The following is a 15399-nucleotide window of genomic DNA, read 5'->3' as shown; positions in this document are numbered from 1 at the left end:
CGGCCCGCGGGGGGGGGGGGGGGGGCCCCCCCCGCGGGTAGGGGGGGCCCCGGGGGGAACACCGGCGCCCCGCCGCGTGGGAAGCTCCTATAGATCGTCAAGCGGTCTGTGGGAGCGTTTTGGGGCTTGGGGTGATGTGGGGTAGGTGGCGGTAGATCTCTCGGGCGACGAATCGCTTCAGGCAGCGGACGATGTCCTTCTTGACCATGCCTTCGGCGGTGCGTCGGGCGACGTAGTCCTGGGTGCGCTGGTCGTACTTCATGCGGACCAGGACGATCGTGTGCAGTGCGTTGTTGGCGGCGCGGTCGCCTCCTCGGTTGAGGCGGTGGCGGTTGGTGCGGCCGGAGGAGGCCGGGACTGGGGCGGCTCCGCAGAGGTGTGCGAAGGCGGCTTCGGAGCGGAGCCGGTCAGGGTTGTCGCCCGCGCTGGTCAGCAGCTGGCCGACGGTTTCCGGGCCGACGCCGGGCAGGGCGATGAGCCTGGGGGCGGCCTGAGTGACCAGGGGCCCGATCTCCCGGTCCGCTTCCTTGATCTCCTCGTCGAGTGCCTGGTAGCGGCGGGCGAGCCGCCGCAGTGCGATCTTGACCGCGCAGGCCGGGTCATTTCGCCTATACGTTCGACTTTCAATCAATCTCCTCGTAAGTCAGACAATCACCCGGTTCCGGTGGGAAGCTCTACCGACGAGGCGAGGTGCGCGACGGTGCGCAGCCGCGTAGGGGAGGTTCCATGCCTGGATCGTTCTGGCGAAAGACTCGCGGAGTGCTGGCGGGCTCACTGATGACAGCCGGGATCGTCGGACTCGGTGCCGCACCGGCGAGCGCTTGGACAGGGGGAAACGTCTGGGTGAACTTCGGCAGCTGGAACTGCCCGTCCGGCGGCTCGGTCGTCGGTGTCTACTGGGCAGTGGACGCCTATTCCAGCGGTCCGGCGAGCGGTGACTGGGGTGACAACGTCATCTACCCGCGCGTGCGCGTGGGATCCGGCGCGTACAACACCCTCAGCTATCAGACCATGTGCAAGAAGTGGGGCTGGTACACCTACCGAGGCGTCGTGGGGCAGCAGACGCTGACCCCGTACAAGTCCGGGTTGAGCTACTGGTACTAGGGCGCGTATCGAGCTCGTGATCAATCTGCGGGATTCGCCGTCTCGGCGGGGCCTGAACCGGTAGATCGTCTTGTGTGGCACGAGTGCAACTGACCGATGGCGAGCGGGAGTTCTCGCGCCGTACCTGCCGATAGGCAGGTACGGCCCGTACCCCGAGCGGCTGCGGCAGCAGTTCGAAGGCGTGATCTGGCGGTTCAAGACCGGCGGACAACGCATCCGGCGCCGGCGGAAACTCCGGCTGGAGGCCGCCCCTCTTGATCACTGACCGATGCGTGCCTAGAGGGCCGAGATGGAGGCCGGAGCGCGTTCGGCGCGGCTCAGTGCGCGCAGCACATCAGTCGCTCCATGGCGTCGCAGTGCGATGCGCGACAGCAGGTCCACGACTGTCTCGACGGCCAGGGCCGGGAACTCAGGTGTGGGCAGCCCGACACTGCATGCGAGGTCGTCGGAGTGGACGATGAGCTCCAGGGTCCGGCTGGTGATGAAGTCGTCGAGACTGATCGACCACGGTCCCCAGGTCGGGCGGCGCACGCGTCGATCCGGCGTGGCCGGCAAGGTGCCGCGCAGCTCGTCGACGCACGTGGCGACCCGCGCGGCCAGTGCGGCGGGACCATCGGCCGCCTCGTCCTCTCCGCCGGATCGGATGCCCTGATTGAACGGCGTGTCGATGTCCGAGCCGATCCAACTCACCCGCCTGTAGTACTCGTGGATCGAGATGGTGGGCTCGGAAGGTTCTGGCTCAGCCAGCACTGCGGGAATGAAGAAGACCTGCCCGGCCAGGTGGCCCGCCAGCCCACGGACGCTGAGCTTCGCCAGCGCGGAGGGCTGGTGCCAGCCGCCTGCGACCGCCGGTTCTGCCAGCAGCCTCCCCGCTGATTCCGCCACGCTCAGGTAGAGCTCCCTGACCTGTGTCACCTTCTCATCCCCCTGTCGTCGGCGATTGCTCACCGGTCAACATCGCGAACAGGTGAAGCATTCCGGACACAACTCGCGGCTTCTGCCCGCCTGCCCCTCGAAGGAGTGCCCACGGCGGCAAGGTCGTCACGGACCGGGGAAGCCTCGGGTCGTGATCACCGAAGGGCTGGCAAGACCTGGGACCGCGACCTGGAGCTCCTTTTCACCACCATCGGGCGCCACTTCGGCCGCGCCTGCTCTCCCGAGCCCGCTGGAACCCGGACGGCGTCCGCGACGACCTGCAGGCCTGCGTCGCCGAACACCTCGGTCGGCCCAACGGGGTGCTGATCATCGACGACACCGGCTTCCTGAAGAAGGGCATCACCTCCGCCGGAGTCCAGAGGCAGTACTCCGGCACCGCCGGCCGCACAGAGAACTGCCAGATCGGCGTCTTCGCCGCCTACGCCAGCACGGCCGGCCGCGCCTTGGTGTACCGCGCGCTCTACCTGCCCAAGTCCTGGACCGGCGACCGCCACCGCTGCCGCGCCGCCCAGGTCCCGATCAGCGGGAGTTGGCCACCGAGAACACCCTCGCGGCGACCGGGTCCGCGGCGCGGGGGCGGCGGTGCGGCTGCCGCTCGGGGCGGCTCAGGACACCAGGGACTGCTCCTCCAGCTCCGTCAGCCTCACGGTGCACAGGCCGCCGCGCTCCGTCCGTACGTCCGTCACCTTCAGCTGGGTGCCCGGCGACAGGATGAACTCCTCCTCCCCGGTGAACGCGGAGAAGTTGCGGATCCCCACCGCCCGGACGGGGACCACCTCGAAGAGCGTCCGCTTGCCGCGGCTGCCGAGGAACCCCCGGGCCACCCCGGGCTCGGAGGTGCACGAGGACACGCCCCACCAGGTCACGGTCCGGCCCAGCGGGTACTGCGCCCGCAGGTCCAGCGGCACGCCGCGCCACAGCGGTTCGGTGCGGGCGGGGAGCTGCGACACTGCCGAGAACAGCAGCCGCAGGTACGGCAGGTACGGGACGAGCCGGGCCCGGTCCGGGGAGCGCAGGACGGCGTTGATCTCGCGGTAGAACGCCGATTCGCAGGTGTACAGGTACAGGGCGGCGATCGCGTCCGCCGACAGGCCGGAGCCGGCGGTCTCGTCCGCCCGTGCCTTGCCGAAGTCGCGCGAGCGCTCGACGTGCCGGCCGAGACCGGACAGCAGCTCTGCGACCGGTCCGACGGCGTCCTGGAAGCCCATGAGCGGGGTGTCGAACACGCCGGTGATCGGCGGTAGGACGAGCCCCTCGTCCTTCACCCCGGCGAGTCGGTCCAGGTACAGCTGGTGCAGCTCCATCGTGGACGTGATGAACGCGCCCATGCGTGCGGCGACCCCGCTGTCCGCCCCGCCGGCCTCCACCGCGCGCTGGTCCCACCCCTTGCTGGGCAGCCAGTCGACCGGATCGGCGCCGACCGAGGCCAGCGCCTCGTTCACCACCGCGAAGTGGTCGCCTTCGCAGAACACGTCGCCCTGCGCTGCGGGATTGGGGTGGTCGATGTGGCGGACGTCGACGCCCGGGTACTTCTTCTGGAGCCGCAGGACGACCTTCTTCAGGTTCCGCGCATGCGCCCCCCACCACGCGAACACCACACCGCGGTCCTCCTCGTCGGCATCCTGCTTGGCCTTGAGGATCTCCTCCACGATCCGCTCGGCGACCGGCCGCCAGAACGCGGTGTGGCGGTCGGGCCCCGTCGAACCGTCACTGCCGGCGGTGAGCGCCGCGTTCAGCAGCAGCACGCCCTGGGTGAGCATCGCCTGGAACCACTCCGGCGGCTGGACGGTCTCCTGCTCCTTCAACAGCGCGCGGACGTCGGCGATGGGGGTCTTCTTGGGTATGCCGTACTTCCACATGGCCGCCGCCTTGATGATGCAGCGGATGCTGACGACCCTGCCGAACTGGCTGTCCTTCCAGTCGTGGAAGGTGTTGTCGAACATGGCGATGCCCGTGGCGCTCTCCGGGCGCGGGTACGGGTTCTGGCCGAAGACCACCACCTTCCACTTGTGCGGCGGGTGGGGCTTGAGCGCCTGGAAGGTGAGCTCGCGGACGGGGACGACCTCCGGTCCGCGGCCCGGCCCGATGAACGCGGCCGCGTCCGGCTGCGCCTCGATGACGGGCCGCAGCAGCGGAAGCCACGGTTCGCCCCCGCCTTCGAACAGCTCGGCCAGGGCCAGCGGGTCGTTGGGGTCGGGCGTGGCGGCAGGGGTGCGGGAATCGCTCACGGGAAAAGAACTCCGATCGTCAACCGTACGGACGGGAAAGGGCGGCTGGGCGCCGAACGTGCCCCGAGGTCTATCACCCGCCACTGACACCGCCCGTGACGGTGCATCACTGTCGACTGCGGCCGGGAGGTGTTGTCAGTGGCCCCCGGTAGCGTCGTGATCAGTGAAAGACGGACAGGGGCGAAGAGCCCTTTTGCGATCGGAGTCACCCATGCCCGAAAACCCTGTGCGGACGCCGCTCCAGGTGGTCCTGACGGACGTCAACCCCGAGGTGGTGCAAGCCTGGCGGGCCGCTTTCGCCGACACCCCCGGCATCACGATCCGCAAGGGCTCCATCCTCGACGAGCAGGTCGACGCCTGGGTCAGCCCGACCAACTCCCGTGGCCGGATGGACGGCGGCGTCGACGCAGCCGTCAAGCGGCACCTCGGAGCGGGCATCCAGCTGCGGGTGCAGCGGGCGATCCGCGACCGCTTCGGAGGGAGCCTTCCCGTGGGCAGCGCGGTCTGCGTCCCGTCCGGGGCGACCAACCCGAAGTTCCTGATATCGACGCCGACGATGGAGGCGTCCTCACAGAACGTGAGCGAGACCCTCAACGTGGCCCTGGCCTGCGCCGCCGCGTTCCAGGCCGTCCACCAGCAGAACCAGGCGGCGCCGGGCAGCATCGCCTCGGTGGCCCTGGTCGGCATGGGGGCCCGGACGGGACGGGTGCCGGCCCGGGTGTGCGCCAACCTGATGTGGTCGGGCCACACCCTGTTCCACGACCACCGCTTCGAGGACTACGACGACCTGCGCAGCACCGTCACCGCGCAGCTCGACGACATGGAGAGCGCACCCGTCGACCGACCGGTCCGCATCATCCCGCCCCGCCCGGGGAGCCGCTCCTGACACCACCGGACCGCTGCCACTTCGACCGGACCCTGCGCACCAGCAACCCGATCATGAACGCCTGGAACGTGTAGGCGGCCACGACGAGAAACACCGTCACGGTGCCCGTGCGGGCCCAGGACCCGAGCGAGCCGGCGACACCGAACAGGACGAAGATCGTCGGCATCCCGAGCAGGCCCCCGAGCAATCCCGCCACATAACTGCCGTTCACCCCGAAGCCGAACAGCAGAAAGAAGGCAACCAGGGCGAGGTAGGTCCCCGACCACCAGTTGCCGAAGGTCAGGCGCACGAAAGTGCGCAGTCCAGGACGCATGGTTCTCCGTGAGTAGCTTTTCGGCAGGCCATCGTATCCGTCGGCGGGCCGTTGAAATGGATCCGCGAATTCCATCGAATCCGTGACGAGATACCTGACATTCTCCGGTTTCGGCCAAAGCACGGCCCACCGGGTGTCCGGATTATGAGGGAAGGCGTTCGCCACACGAACACCAGTGCGCATCCTCACCTTTCCCAGGAGGACACACCCATGGTCACCAGAAGACGCATGCTCGTCGGCACCCTCGCCACCACAGGCGCAGGCCTGATCACCGGTGCCGGGCTGCTGCCCGCACTGCGCACCGACACCGCCCAGGCCGCGGACGGCGGGGCGGCGGTCGCCCTGCCCGCGCCGTTCACCGTGAAGATGCCGCAACTCCCCGTCCTGGTCCCGTACTCCACACAGGGCGGCCAAGACGCGTACCGCGTCACCGTCAAGGAGGTCAGCCGGGAGATCATCCCCGGAGTGCAGACCAAGGTGCTCACCTACGACGGCCACTTCCCCGGACCGATCGTACGGGCCCGCAGCGGCCGCCAGGTCACCATCCGGCACCGCAACGCCCTCGGCATGCCGATCTCGCCGCACCTCCACGGCGGGAACGTCACCCCGGAGAACGACGGCGGCCCCATGGACACCGTCGCCCCGGGCGCGGCGCGCACCTACACCTACCCCAACCAGCAGCCGAACGCCACGCTGTGGTTCCACGACCACGCCCACCACATGGAGGCGGAGCACGTCTACCGCGGCCTGTCGGGCGCGTACGTCCTGACCGACGAGACCGAGCGCGCCCTGCCCCTGCCCTCCGGCCAGTACGAGATACCGATCGCGCTGCGCGACGCCCGCTTCGACGAATTCGGCCAGCTGGTCTACCAGATGGACGACTTCCGGGGCCGCACCACCCTGCTGGCCAACGGCCGCCCGAGCCCGTACCTGGAGGTCGCCGCCCGCAAGTACCGCTTCCGCCTGCTCAACACCTCCAACCTCCGCTTCTTCAAGCTCCGCCTCGCCGACGGCGGCCAGATCGTCCAGATCGGGTCCGACGGCGGCCTGCTGGAGCGCCCGTTCACGACCGACACGATCAAGCTCTCGCCGGCGGAACGCGCCGACGTGGTCATCGACTTCTCCCGCTACCCGGTCGGCACGAAGATCGTCCTGCAGAACCTGCCGGGCGCGGGCGCCACCGAGCCGGGCAACGTGCTCCGCTTCGACGTGGTCCGCACCGCCCCCGACCCGAGCAGCGTGCCCGACGTGCTGCGTACGCTGCCGCCGGTGGACTCGCTGCCCAAGCCGGCCGTCGAGCGGAAGATCGTCCTCAGCATGGACGAGGACGGCCGCGCCGAGGCGCGCGGGTTCATGGACGGCCTGCAGTGGGAGCCGGGCCGGATCGACCAGACGGTCACGTTCGGTACCTCCGAGACATGGACGGTGACCAACGCCAACCAGCGCATCCCGCACAACTTCCACATGCACCTGGTCCAGTTCCGGGTGCTGGAGCGGAACGGCGTCCCGGTCGGACCTGCCGAGTCGGGACTGAAGGACACCGTCGAGCTCATGGCCGGCGAGACGGTGAAACTGCACGTCACCTTCGATTCGTACCGGGGTGACTACGTCTACCACTGCCACCTGCTCGACCACTCGGCCATGGGCATGATGGCCAACTTCCGCGTCCGGTAGATCCGGACGCAGGCGTGTGGCCCAGCGTTCGAGGAAGCCCTGCCGGTTCCGCGAAGCCCCGGCACGTCCGGCGAAAGGGCCACCGCCGCACCGGGGACGAACTGCCCCCGTCACCGATCGGGGTCATCAGCGGTGTGTCTGCACCGGGTGGCGCACCGGGCTCGCCAGGGTTGCGGACATGCGAGGAACGATCCATAGCCGGCGGCCGTGGACCAGGTGCCTGCTCGGCGGGGCCGTCTTCGCCGTCTGCATGGCCGGCACCACCCTGCCCACCCCGCTCTACGGCCTCTACCAGGAGAAGTTCGGCTTCTCCGAGCTGACGGTGACCGTCGTCTACGCCGTGTACGCCTTCGGGGTCATGGGCGTCCTGCTCCTGGCGGGCAATGCCTCCGACACCGTGGGCAGGCGCCCGGTCCTGCTGTGCGGCCTCGCATGCGCCGCGGCGAGCGCCGTCTGCTTCCTCAGCGCCACCGGGCTGGGCTGGCTGTACGCCGGGCGGCTGCTGTCGGGCCTGTCCGCAGGCCTGTTCACGGGGGCCGCCACCGCGTACGTGATGGAGCTGGCCCCACCGGGCGGGGCCGCCAAGGCCACCTTCGTCGCGACGGCCGCCAACATGGGCGGTCTGGGCTGCGGCCCGCTCCTCGCCGGGGTCCTCGCCCAATACGCCCCGATGCCCCTGTACCTCCCCTTCGCCGTGCACCTGGCGCTGGTCGCCTGCTCCGCCGCCGTCGTCCTGCGCCTGCCGGAGACCGTGGACAGGCGCCAACCGCTGCGCACCGTACGGCCGCAGCGGCCCGCCCTGCCGGCACGGGTGCGGCCGGTGTTCGGGCCCGCGGCGACCGCCTCGTTCGTGGGGTTCGCCCTGTTCGGGGTGTTCACCTCGGTCAGCCCGGCCTTCCTCGCGCAGTCCCTCGACGTGCACGACCATGCGGTCAGCGGACTGGTCGTCGCCCTCGCCTTCCTCGCCTCCACCGTCGGGCAGTCGGCGGTCGGCCGCGTCGGTGTCGGGCGCTCGCTGCCGCTGGGCTGCGCGGCGCTCCTGGCCGGCCTCGCGCTGCTCGCGGGCGCACTGCACTGGGACCTGCTGGTGCTGGTGGTGCTGAGCGCCCTCGTCGGCGGGGGCGGGCAGGGCCTGGCCTTCCGCGCGGCCCTGTCCGCGGTGGCCGCGGCCTCTCCGCAGGACCGCCGCGCGGCGGTGATCTCCACGCTGTTCGTGGTGGCGTACGCGGGCATCTCGGTGCCGGTGATCGGCGTCGGCGTCCTGTCCGGCCCCCTCGGCCTGGAGGGCGCCGGGCTGGTGTTCATCGCCTGCATGGCCGCCCTGGTGGCCCCCGCGGCCGCCTACCTCCTGCGCCACCCGGTCCGCGAGGAGCCCTGAGCCGCCCCGCCGGGCCCGCCGACCCCGAAGACCACGGGGCGCGTTCGCGGGCCTCGGGGCGGGCGGACGCCGGCGGTACGCGGCGGGCAGGAAGGCCCGGCCGCGTAGACGCCCCCGGGCGACTGGTGCGCCCCGCTCGCACAGGTGCGAAGGGAGGGCGCAGAAGCACGGGGGGAGCGCACGCGGGGGAGTGCGCCGGAGCAGCAGGCGGGCATCGCGCCACGGGCTACTCGGGATGACGCTCCATCACCCTGCGCGCCGCCTCGCTCTCGGCGGCCGCGGGCGACAGCTCGTCGAGGACGTCGATGTCGGTGTCCTGCTCGAGCTCCTCCTCCCAGGCCGCGGCAAGCCGCTCCTGCTCCTCGCGCGGTTTGCCGCTGACGGCCTCCCGGTGCGCCGGATCGAGGGCGGCCAGGAAACGTCCGACGGTGTCCAACGGCATCGCGTGCTCCTTGCGTCGCTGGGTGGGCGGGCAGCCGACGGCTCCCCGTGTCCCAGCATGTGAGGCACCCCCGGGCCGGCACACCGGACACGGCCCGCACCGCACCCGTATGGCCGCCCGCGCCGAGCCCCGGCAGCCCGGATGGCCGAAGGGCACGGCCCTGCGGCCTGGGATCCGGACGTGCGGCGCGGCGTGCTCACGCCCCCCGGCGGCGGCCCTGGAGCACCGCCTCGATCTCCGCTGCGACATCGCCCCGGCCGAGCTGCGCCCGGCCGAAGTCCTCGGTCCGCGGCATGCGCAGGCACAGCTCGTACCCGACGTCGACCCGCACCCGTCCCGACCGCAGCACGAAGTCGTAGGCGTGGCCCCCGCGCGTGCGGCACCGGGACAGGAAGTGCAAGTGGTATCCGGCGGCGGCCACGCCCAGCATGTGGGCGGGGCTGCGGAAGCCGACGACGGTCCCGCGGAGGTCGGTGTGGGTGGAGACGATCTGCCCGGCCACCGCATCGATCAGCCGCGGATAGGGGCGGTGCTGCTCCGGGAGCATCCGGGTGACCATGTGGTCGAAGTGGCCGTCGATGCGGACCGCGTAGAACAGGTTGGGGGTCGGGAGCCGGTCGTCGATCAGCGTGCGCAGCCCCGCCGCGTCCACAGGCTCCTCGGTCCGCCAGTCGTACTCGCCGTGGAACCAGGTCACGGCCGCCAGCGGCGTCCGCGTGGCCGGGTCGGCGTCACCCGCCGTCCCGTCGGCGCGCAACCGGTAGCACCGCCCGTCGAGGACGATCATCTCGCCGTCGAGCCGGTCGAAGGTGCCGATCCCGAAGTCCCCGTGGCGCCGGAGCTCCGCGATGGTGGTCGTGCCCTCGTAGACCCCTTCGAGCATGGCGGTCATGGTGGAGGTCTGGAAGATCCGCCCTCTGGGCCGTGGAACCGTTTCCGGAGCAGCCATGCGTGTCCCCCCTGGTGCACCCTGCGTACGCCGTCAGGCCCGCGCCTGCGCCCAGCACGCTAAGGAAGCCCCGGCGGCGCCACAACGGCGCACGGGCGGTCGCCCGTTGCGCCGGGTCGTGCGCCGCACCACCACCCGCCGCGCGCAGCCCCCCGCACGCCCCCGCCGGCGGCCCCGGGGGAGGGCGCTGTCAGTGCGGTGTGGCAGGGTGCGCTGCGTGAACGAGAGCATGCACGGAGAAGCGTTGGTCGACCGGGTGATCGAGCGGGTCAGGCAGGAGGGCTGGCCCACGTCGGAGGCACCGGACGTCACCGACCCGGTGCCGCTCGCGCCGGAGGTGATCGACCGGCTGAGGCTGCCCGGCGGCCGGCCCCTGCCGCCCAGCCTGCGCCGGTGGCTGGCCTTCGACAGCTCCTGGCTCGCCGATGCCGGCTGGTACGAGGACCCGCTCGAGCCCGTCTTCGGCGACCGGGGCCTGGCCGCGACGGCGGAGTGGATGTACGGCAGCGGCGGCGTGATGCCCGGCGCGTTCGACGGCTTCGAGAAGCTGCTGCCCGCGGTGTGCCTGCCGCTCGTCGGCGGCTGCGACTCGCGCCGCCTGCTCTACCTGGGCTCGCCGGACTCCACCGGCGAGTACCCGGTCCTGGTCACCGACATCGACGACCTGCCGTACGTGGCCGTGATGTACCCGGGCCTCGACGTGTACCTCGCCGACCTCGCCGAGATCCTGGACCTGCCCTTCGACACGTACACCTCGCTGGCGGAGCACCCCGAGTACGGGCCCCGGATGCGCGAGCACGCCGAGAACACCGAACTCGGGCCCGACGGCCTGGACATCCAGGACCTCGACTGGCTGGACTGACCCTCAGGCGCCGGCCGCCGGCGCGGCGGCGCGGGGCCGCCAGGTCCAGGCGAGGAGCAGGGCGCCGGGGGCGGTGCCGGCGACGACGGCGATGACCGCGGCCGGAGTGCCGAAGCAGGCCAGGACCATCCCGACGAGCCCGCACGCCGCCATCGCCGCGCCGAGCGTCCGCAGCGACGGGAGCTGCCAGGCGGCGGCCAGGCCGAAGAAGTGCACGCCGACCACGAAGGCGATCCAGCCCACGGTGGCGTCCGGGGCGTGCAGCACCGGGTTGATCAGCACCAGCCCGGCCAGGAGTGCCACGACCTCGGCGGCCACCACGTACCAGTACCGCCGCCCGAAGCCCACGCGCGGAGCAGGGGCCGCCTCGTCGGCCGGCCGGGTGGTGCCCCCGGGCCGCTGCACGACGAGCATCCCGACGAAGGCGGCAATGGCGAGCAGCCGCAGTGGGGCCCCCACGGCCGTCGGCAGCTGCCCCGCGCTGATCTGGACGAACACCACCCCGAAGGAGCCGCCTATGATCCTGCCCACACGTTCCTTGTTCATGATCATAAGAATGCCATGCCGATCGGCCGCTCCGTATCGGGCGACAAGGGGCGTCAGGGGGCCGTCAGGGGGGCCGAAGAGCCGCGGAGACAAACCATCGCCAAATGGGACAAAGAGGGCATTTGCTCCATCGATTCCATTTTCGGCATATGCCACTTGATGGTGTGTCAGCCGAAAACGCGCGAGGCATAATCGGGCCCGGTCGTCTCCGGAGCGGTGGAGCCATCGGGACACCGACTCCCCCGCGGGGGAATTCCGCACCGGACCGATCCTCGAGGCGTTGTAGATGTCCCTGGCCAGCCGCCGCAGCAGCCGCCTCGCGGCCCTGCTCGCCCTGCTCTCCGCTACCGCCGTCGGCGTGACGACCTGGGCGTACGGCTACGGGACCGCGGTGCAGCCCGCGAGCCCCGACGCGGCCGTCCGTCCGAGCGTGACCGAAGGCACAGTGCTCCAGGTCGTCGCGCATCCCGATGACGACCTCTTCTTCATGAACCCGGACCTGAGCCGCTCCATATCCAAGGGCGTCAAGGTCGCCACCGTCTACCTGACCTCCGGCGAGTCCGACGGCAGGAACGAGGCCCACAGCCCGCTCCTGGAGGACCCGGAGCGCCCCGCCGACCGCGCCGCCTACGCCGAGGCCCGCCAGAACGGCATCCGCGCCGCCTACGCGCAGATGGCCACCGGCGACCGCACCAGCGCATGGCAGCGCCGGTCCGTGCCCACCGCCGGCGGCGGCAGCGCGGAGGTGGACGTCCTCGTCGCCCGGCCCGAGGTCAACCTCGTCTGGATGCAGCTGCGCGAGGCCCGCAGCATCTCCGGGGACAACCCGGACAGCCTGCGCGGCCTCTGGGACGCCAAGGTCCCCGCCCTGGGCGCCCAGCTGACCTCCGGGACGCCGGTCAAGCCCTGGTTCTCGTACACCAAGGACCAGGTCGTGGAGGCCATCGCGAACGTCTTCGCGATGTACAAGCCGACCACGATACGCACGCAGGACCCGACCCCCGGCCGGTCGGAGGCCACCGGCAACTTCCTCGACCACCAGGACCACATGTACGGCGCCCGCTTCGTGCAGGCTGCTGCCGAGCGCTACGCGAAGTCCGCGGAGCGGCCGCACTTCTCGGTCCAGAACTACGTGAGCTACCCCAACAGCTCCCTCCCCCCGACGCTCGACCCGCAGACGGCCGCGGAGAAGCTCGTCTACCTCAAGACCTACGCCTGGATGGACCACCAGGACTGGTGCGGCAGCCCTGCCGGCTGCGGCGACCGCAAGACCGCCACCCGCCCCACGGGCGCCGGCTGGAGCCAGACCATCCGCTACGCCCGCGGTGACAGCACGTCCTGGATGGCCGAGGGGGCGGGCGGCCGGCTGTGGGCCTTCGCCGCCCTGGACGGCCAGATGGCGTACTGGTCGCGCAGCGGCGCCCAGGCTCCCTGGCAGGGTCCGCGCTTCCTTCCCGGGACCGGTATCGACGCGGGCGCGGGCGCGGTCCGGCTCCCCGACGGCAGGATCGCGGTGTTCGCCACCCGCACGACCCTGGGCGTGGAGTCCCAGGAGTACGGCCGGGAGCTCGTCTACGCCGTCCAGGCCGCGCCCGACGGTGCGTTCGGCCCGTGGCAGTCGCTGGGCACGCCGGACACGGCCGACATATCCGGTACCTCCGCCCTCAGTGCACCCGCCGTCTCCGTGGACGGCACGGGCCGGATGACGGTGTACGTACGGGACTCCCGGCACACCCTGCGTACCCGTACGCAGACGACCCCGGACGGCGCCTTCGAACCCTGGCAGGCCCTCGGCGGCGCCGGCCTGCTCGGCGATCCGGTGACCGTCACCGACGCCGCGGGGCGGCGCCACGTCTACGCGGCGACGGCCGCCACCGTGCTGACCTGGGTCCAGCCGACGCCGGACGCCCCGTACGACGGCCCCCTGCCGACCGGCCTTCCGGCGACCACGGGCCCGCTCTCGGCGCGCCCGCAGGGCGACGGCATCCGCCTGTACTTCCGCCGCCCCGGCACGGGCGCCGTCGGCACGAGCCTGTCCGCCGCGGACGGCTCCGGCCCTGTCGCGCAGTTCTCCCCGGTCACCGAGGCGGGCGGGGACGGCGGCTACGGCGCCGTCGGCGTCGCGGGCCGCCTCCTCGCCGGCCGCGCGGGCGCGGGCACGGTCAGCGTGTCGGACACGGACGGCCCGTCGTCCTGGTACGAGTCCCAGATGCTCTACACGGGAGCACCGGCGGCCGTGGCCGAGCCGGACGGCACGGCCGTGGCGGCGACCCTCGGCCTGGACGCCGGCCTGCACATCGCGACGGCCCCCTCCACCGGATCCCGGCCGGACGGCGACCGCCCGGCCGGCCCCTGGCACCGGGCGGTCCAGCCCTGGATGGTGGCCCTGGCCGGCCGCACCCAGGCCGGCTCGGGCCGCGGCGGACAGCAGCCGTAGGCCGGCCCGGCGGGCCCGCGGCCGGGGTGTCCGTCAGGACCGCAAGGGCGGCGTGGGCAACGCGGCGCCGGTGCCGGGACTGGTGCCCTGGCCGGGACTGGTGCCGCCACCGGCGCACTCGAGCGCCACGAGCGAGAGCACGACGATCGAGCCCGTCCACGCCAGCGGGGCGATCGACGAGGGCCGCCCCTGCCGGTCCACCTTCTCCGGCAGCTCGCCGAGCGCGTTCCGCTTCGACAGGACCCAGTCGAGCACCCGTTCGGCCTTCGCCGCCCTCCCCGTACCGGCCCACGCGAGCGCGAAGAACGACGTACTGGGCGTCCAGGCGTTGCCGCCCCACGGCGCGGCCGGGTCGTTCCCCGGCGTCAGGCCGCCGTTGGGCAGCAGCAGCGCCCGGTACGTGACCTCCAGCGCCCGCGGCAGCCCCGCCGGGGCCGCGTTGAAGGGAGGCGCCATGAACGCCACCGCGCTGTCGTATCCGTGCCGTCCGTCGACGGTGCGCCGGTAGCCCAGGGGAGCGAACCGCGCGGAGATCGCCGCGGACAGCCGTCGCGCGGCACCGGCCCAGCGCGCCGCGTCGCCCGGCCGGCCCGTCTCCCGGGCGAGGTCCGCGGAGGCGTTGAGCCCGGCGAGCAGGGGAGCGGCCGTCCCGATGTTCGGGGTGGTCGTCATCAGCTCCCAGTAGTCCGGGGAGGCCGGGGGCAGCCCGTCCGCCCGCAAGGACGCCGCCGCGCGGTCGGCCGCCTTCCGGATCATCGGGTAGAGGGCGTCGAGCCGGGCGCGCCGGGTGTCCCGAGGGGCGGCCTGGTACCACTGCCACGCGGCCCAGGGCACCCACCCGTTGGCGTCCAGCTGCCACCGCCTGCCGTCCGGCGGCCCGGATCCGTCGAGCTTCGTCCGCGCCTCCCAGGTGCCGTCCCTGCGCTGGGTCGCGGCGCTGTGGCGCAGGATCCGATAGGCCTCCGCGTCATGGCCGGTGTGCGCGAACGCGGCCGAGACGAAGCTCGAGTCGCGCGGCCAGGAGTACTTCCAGCCGGGGGTCCATCCCGCCGCCACGGCGCCGTTCGGCTGGAGCAGGGCGCGCATGGACAGCAGGGCCCGCTCGGCCGCCGCCCGCTGCACCGGCGTCCGGCCGGGCACCCGGCCGGCGGCCAGCCACGCGCGGCTCTGCGCGATCTGCCACCGCGCCGCCGCGTGGTCCCGCTGGACCACGGCGGACGCGCTCCGGCCGGCGGGAAGGTACCTCCACCCGCCCGACGGCAACCGCAGCACGTTGCTGTGCTCGACGTACCGCGCGCCCCTGGCGGTGGAGAACAGGACCCCTTCGACGGCGGTCGTGTTGGAGAGCAGGCCGACGGTCGGGGCGGCGAGCACCGACAGGGGCGCGTAGCTGCCCTCGGCATCACCGCGGCCCTGGTGCCCCACGGCCCCGACGAAGAGCGCCGGGCGCGCCGGACTCGCAGGCCGTCCGGCATGCGGTCCCGCGGCGCACATGGGAAGGGCGACGCCCGCCAGGGCCACCACCGCCACCACCCACCGAAGAGGCCGCACTCCGGGCATCACCACTCCCTCCGTCGGCACTCCCTGCAAGCGGAGCCCGCTGCCCATCCTGGAAGAGCCGCCCCGGAGCCGCCACGGAGCGCA

14 protein-coding genes and 1 pseudogene are annotated in these 15399 nt (G+C 72.2%); 7 read left to right on the top strand and 8 right to left on the bottom strand.

The annotated features are described in order from the left end of the window. Positions 1–97: 97 nt before the first annotated feature. Entirely contained in the window at positions 98–631 is a 534-nt protein-coding gene (locus ABZ924_RS09895; protein WP_361906437.1) for a transposase, read from the bottom strand. Positions 632–843: 212 nt separating this feature from the next. Here ABZ924_RS09895 and ABZ924_RS09890 point away from each other — a divergent pair, with 212 nt between their 5' ends. Next, positions 844–1104 (top strand): hypothetical protein, encoded by a 261-nt coding sequence (locus ABZ924_RS09890; protein WP_361906435.1) that lies wholly within the window; start codon positions 844–846, stop codon positions 1102–1104. Between the two features lie 276 nt (positions 1105–1380). On the opposite strand, the gene ABZ924_RS09885 is transcribed toward ABZ924_RS09890, so the two are convergent. After that, entirely contained in the window at positions 1381–2019 is a 639-nt protein-coding gene (locus ABZ924_RS09885; protein ID WP_361906433.1) for a maleylpyruvate isomerase N-terminal domain-containing protein, read from the bottom strand. Between the two features lie 230 nt (positions 2020–2249). On the opposite strand from ABZ924_RS09885, the pseudogene ABZ924_RS09880 reads away from it, so the two are divergent. After that, positions 2250–2558 (top strand): annotated as a pseudogene (locus tag ABZ924_RS09880) (transposase); the annotation flags it as partial. Between the two features lie 87 nt (positions 2559–2645). Here ABZ924_RS09880 and ABZ924_RS09875 read toward each other — a convergent pair. Beyond that, positions 2646–4268: an ADP-ribosyltransferase domain-containing protein gene (locus ABZ924_RS09875; protein WP_361906431.1), complete on the bottom strand. Its 1623-nt coding sequence runs from the start codon at positions 4266–4268 to the stop codon at positions 2646–2648. A 211-nt stretch (positions 4269–4479) separates the two neighbouring features. Between ABZ924_RS09875 and ABZ924_RS09870 the strand changes: the two genes are divergently transcribed. After that, positions 4480–5154 (top strand): macro domain-containing protein, encoded by a 675-nt coding sequence (locus ABZ924_RS09870; RefSeq protein WP_361906429.1) that lies wholly within the window; start codon positions 4480–4482, stop codon positions 5152–5154. Here the strand turns inward: ABZ924_RS09870 and ABZ924_RS09865 are convergent. Further along, complete coding sequence (locus ABZ924_RS09865; RefSeq protein ID WP_361906427.1) at positions 5123–5632, bottom strand: hypothetical protein; 510 nt, start codon at positions 5630–5632, stop codon at positions 5123–5125. The two genes, ABZ924_RS09870 and ABZ924_RS09865, sit on opposite strands and share 32 nt — an antisense overlap. Positions 5633–5677: 45 nt before the next feature. Here ABZ924_RS09865 and ABZ924_RS09860 point away from each other — a divergent pair, with 45 nt between their 5' ends. Both ABZ924_RS09860 and ABZ924_RS09855 read left to right on the top strand, forming a co-directional pair. Next, complete coding sequence (locus ABZ924_RS09860) at positions 5678–7141, top strand: multicopper oxidase domain-containing protein (RefSeq protein WP_361906426.1); 1464 nt, start codon at positions 5678–5680, stop codon at positions 7139–7141. Between the two features lie 178 nt (positions 7142–7319). Further along, positions 7320–8519 carry an MFS transporter gene (locus tag ABZ924_RS09855; protein WP_361906424.1) on the top strand — a complete coding sequence of 400 codons (1200 nt, stop codon included), beginning with the start codon at positions 7320–7322 and terminating at the stop codon, positions 8517–8519. A gap of 226 nt (positions 8520–8745) precedes the next feature. Here ABZ924_RS09855 and ABZ924_RS09850 read toward each other — a convergent pair whose 3' ends face one another. Beyond that, positions 8746–8961, bottom strand: a complete 216-nt coding sequence (locus ABZ924_RS09850) for a hypothetical protein (RefSeq protein ID WP_361906422.1) — start codon at positions 8959–8961, stop codon at positions 8746–8748. Between the two features lie 196 nt (positions 8962–9157). Then, positions 9158–9910 carry an acetolactate decarboxylase gene (budA, locus tag ABZ924_RS09845; protein ID WP_361906420.1) on the bottom strand — a complete coding sequence of 251 codons (753 nt, stop codon included), beginning with the start codon at positions 9908–9910 and terminating at the stop codon, positions 9158–9160. Positions 9911–10127: 217 nt separating this feature from the next. On the opposite strand from budA, the gene ABZ924_RS09840 reads away from it, so the two are divergent. Further along, the gene (locus ABZ924_RS09840) at positions 10128–10772 is read left to right on the top strand and encodes a hypothetical protein (RefSeq protein ID WP_361906418.1); all 645 of its coding nucleotides are present in this window, start codon (positions 10128–10130) and stop codon (positions 10770–10772) included. Positions 10773–10775: 3 nt separating this feature from the next. Here the strand turns inward: ABZ924_RS09840 and ABZ924_RS09835 are convergent, their stop codons facing one another. After that, positions 10776–11318: a hypothetical protein gene (locus ABZ924_RS09835; RefSeq protein ID WP_361906416.1), complete on the bottom strand. Its 543-nt coding sequence runs from the start codon at positions 11316–11318 to the stop codon at positions 10776–10778. A gap of 286 nt (positions 11319–11604) precedes the next feature. Here ABZ924_RS09835 and ABZ924_RS09830 point away from each other — a divergent pair, with 286 nt between their 5' ends. Then, positions 11605–13755 carry a PIG-L family deacetylase gene (locus ABZ924_RS09830; RefSeq protein WP_361906414.1) on the top strand — a complete coding sequence of 717 codons (2151 nt, stop codon included), beginning with the start codon at positions 11605–11607 and terminating at the stop codon, positions 13753–13755. 33 nt (positions 13756–13788) lie between these two features. Here ABZ924_RS09830 and ABZ924_RS09825 read toward each other — a convergent pair whose 3' ends face one another. After that, positions 13789–15315: a hypothetical protein gene (locus ABZ924_RS09825; protein ID WP_361906412.1), complete on the bottom strand. Its 1527-nt coding sequence runs from the start codon at positions 15313–15315 to the stop codon at positions 13789–13791. Between the last annotated feature and the right edge of the window lie 84 nt (positions 15316–15399).

The sequence above is a fragment of the Streptomyces sp. NPDC046876 genome (assembly GCF_040645035.1).
In the GTDB taxonomy this organism is placed as follows: domain Bacteria; phylum Actinomycetota; class Actinomycetes; order Streptomycetales; family Streptomycetaceae; genus Streptomyces.
The sequence above is the reverse complement of the archived record's forward strand: the minus strand, read 5'-3'. Positions and strand labels throughout refer to the sequence as shown.

Excerpts from the sequence above, each read along its gene's own strand:
- ABZ924_RS09855 (WP_361906424.1), top strand. The coding sequence starts at position 7,320 with ATGCGAGGAACGATCCATAGCCGGCGGCCGTGGACCAGGTGCCTGCTC.
- budA (WP_361906420.1), bottom strand. The coding sequence starts at position 9,910 with ATGGCTGCTCCGGAAACGGTTCCACGGCCCAGAGGGCGGATCTTCCAG.
- ABZ924_RS09825 (WP_361906412.1), bottom strand. The coding sequence starts at position 15,315 with ATGCCCGGAGTGCGGCCTCTTCGGTGGGTGGTGGCGGTGGTGGCCCTG.
- ABZ924_RS09835 (WP_361906416.1), bottom strand. The coding sequence starts at position 11,318 with ATGAACAAGGAACGTGTGGGCAGGATCATAGGCGGCTCCTTCGGGGTG.
- ABZ924_RS09860 (WP_361906426.1), top strand. The coding sequence starts at position 5,678 with ATGGTCACCAGAAGACGCATGCTCGTCGGCACCCTCGCCACCACAGGC.
- ABZ924_RS09870 (WP_361906429.1), top strand. The coding sequence starts at position 4,480 with ATGCCCGAAAACCCTGTGCGGACGCCGCTCCAGGTGGTCCTGACGGAC.
- ABZ924_RS09850 (WP_361906422.1), bottom strand. The coding sequence starts at position 8,961 with ATGCCGTTGGACACCGTCGGACGTTTCCTGGCCGCCCTCGATCCGGCG.
- ABZ924_RS09830 (WP_361906414.1), top strand. The coding sequence starts at position 11,605 with ATGTCCCTGGCCAGCCGCCGCAGCAGCCGCCTCGCGGCCCTGCTCGCC.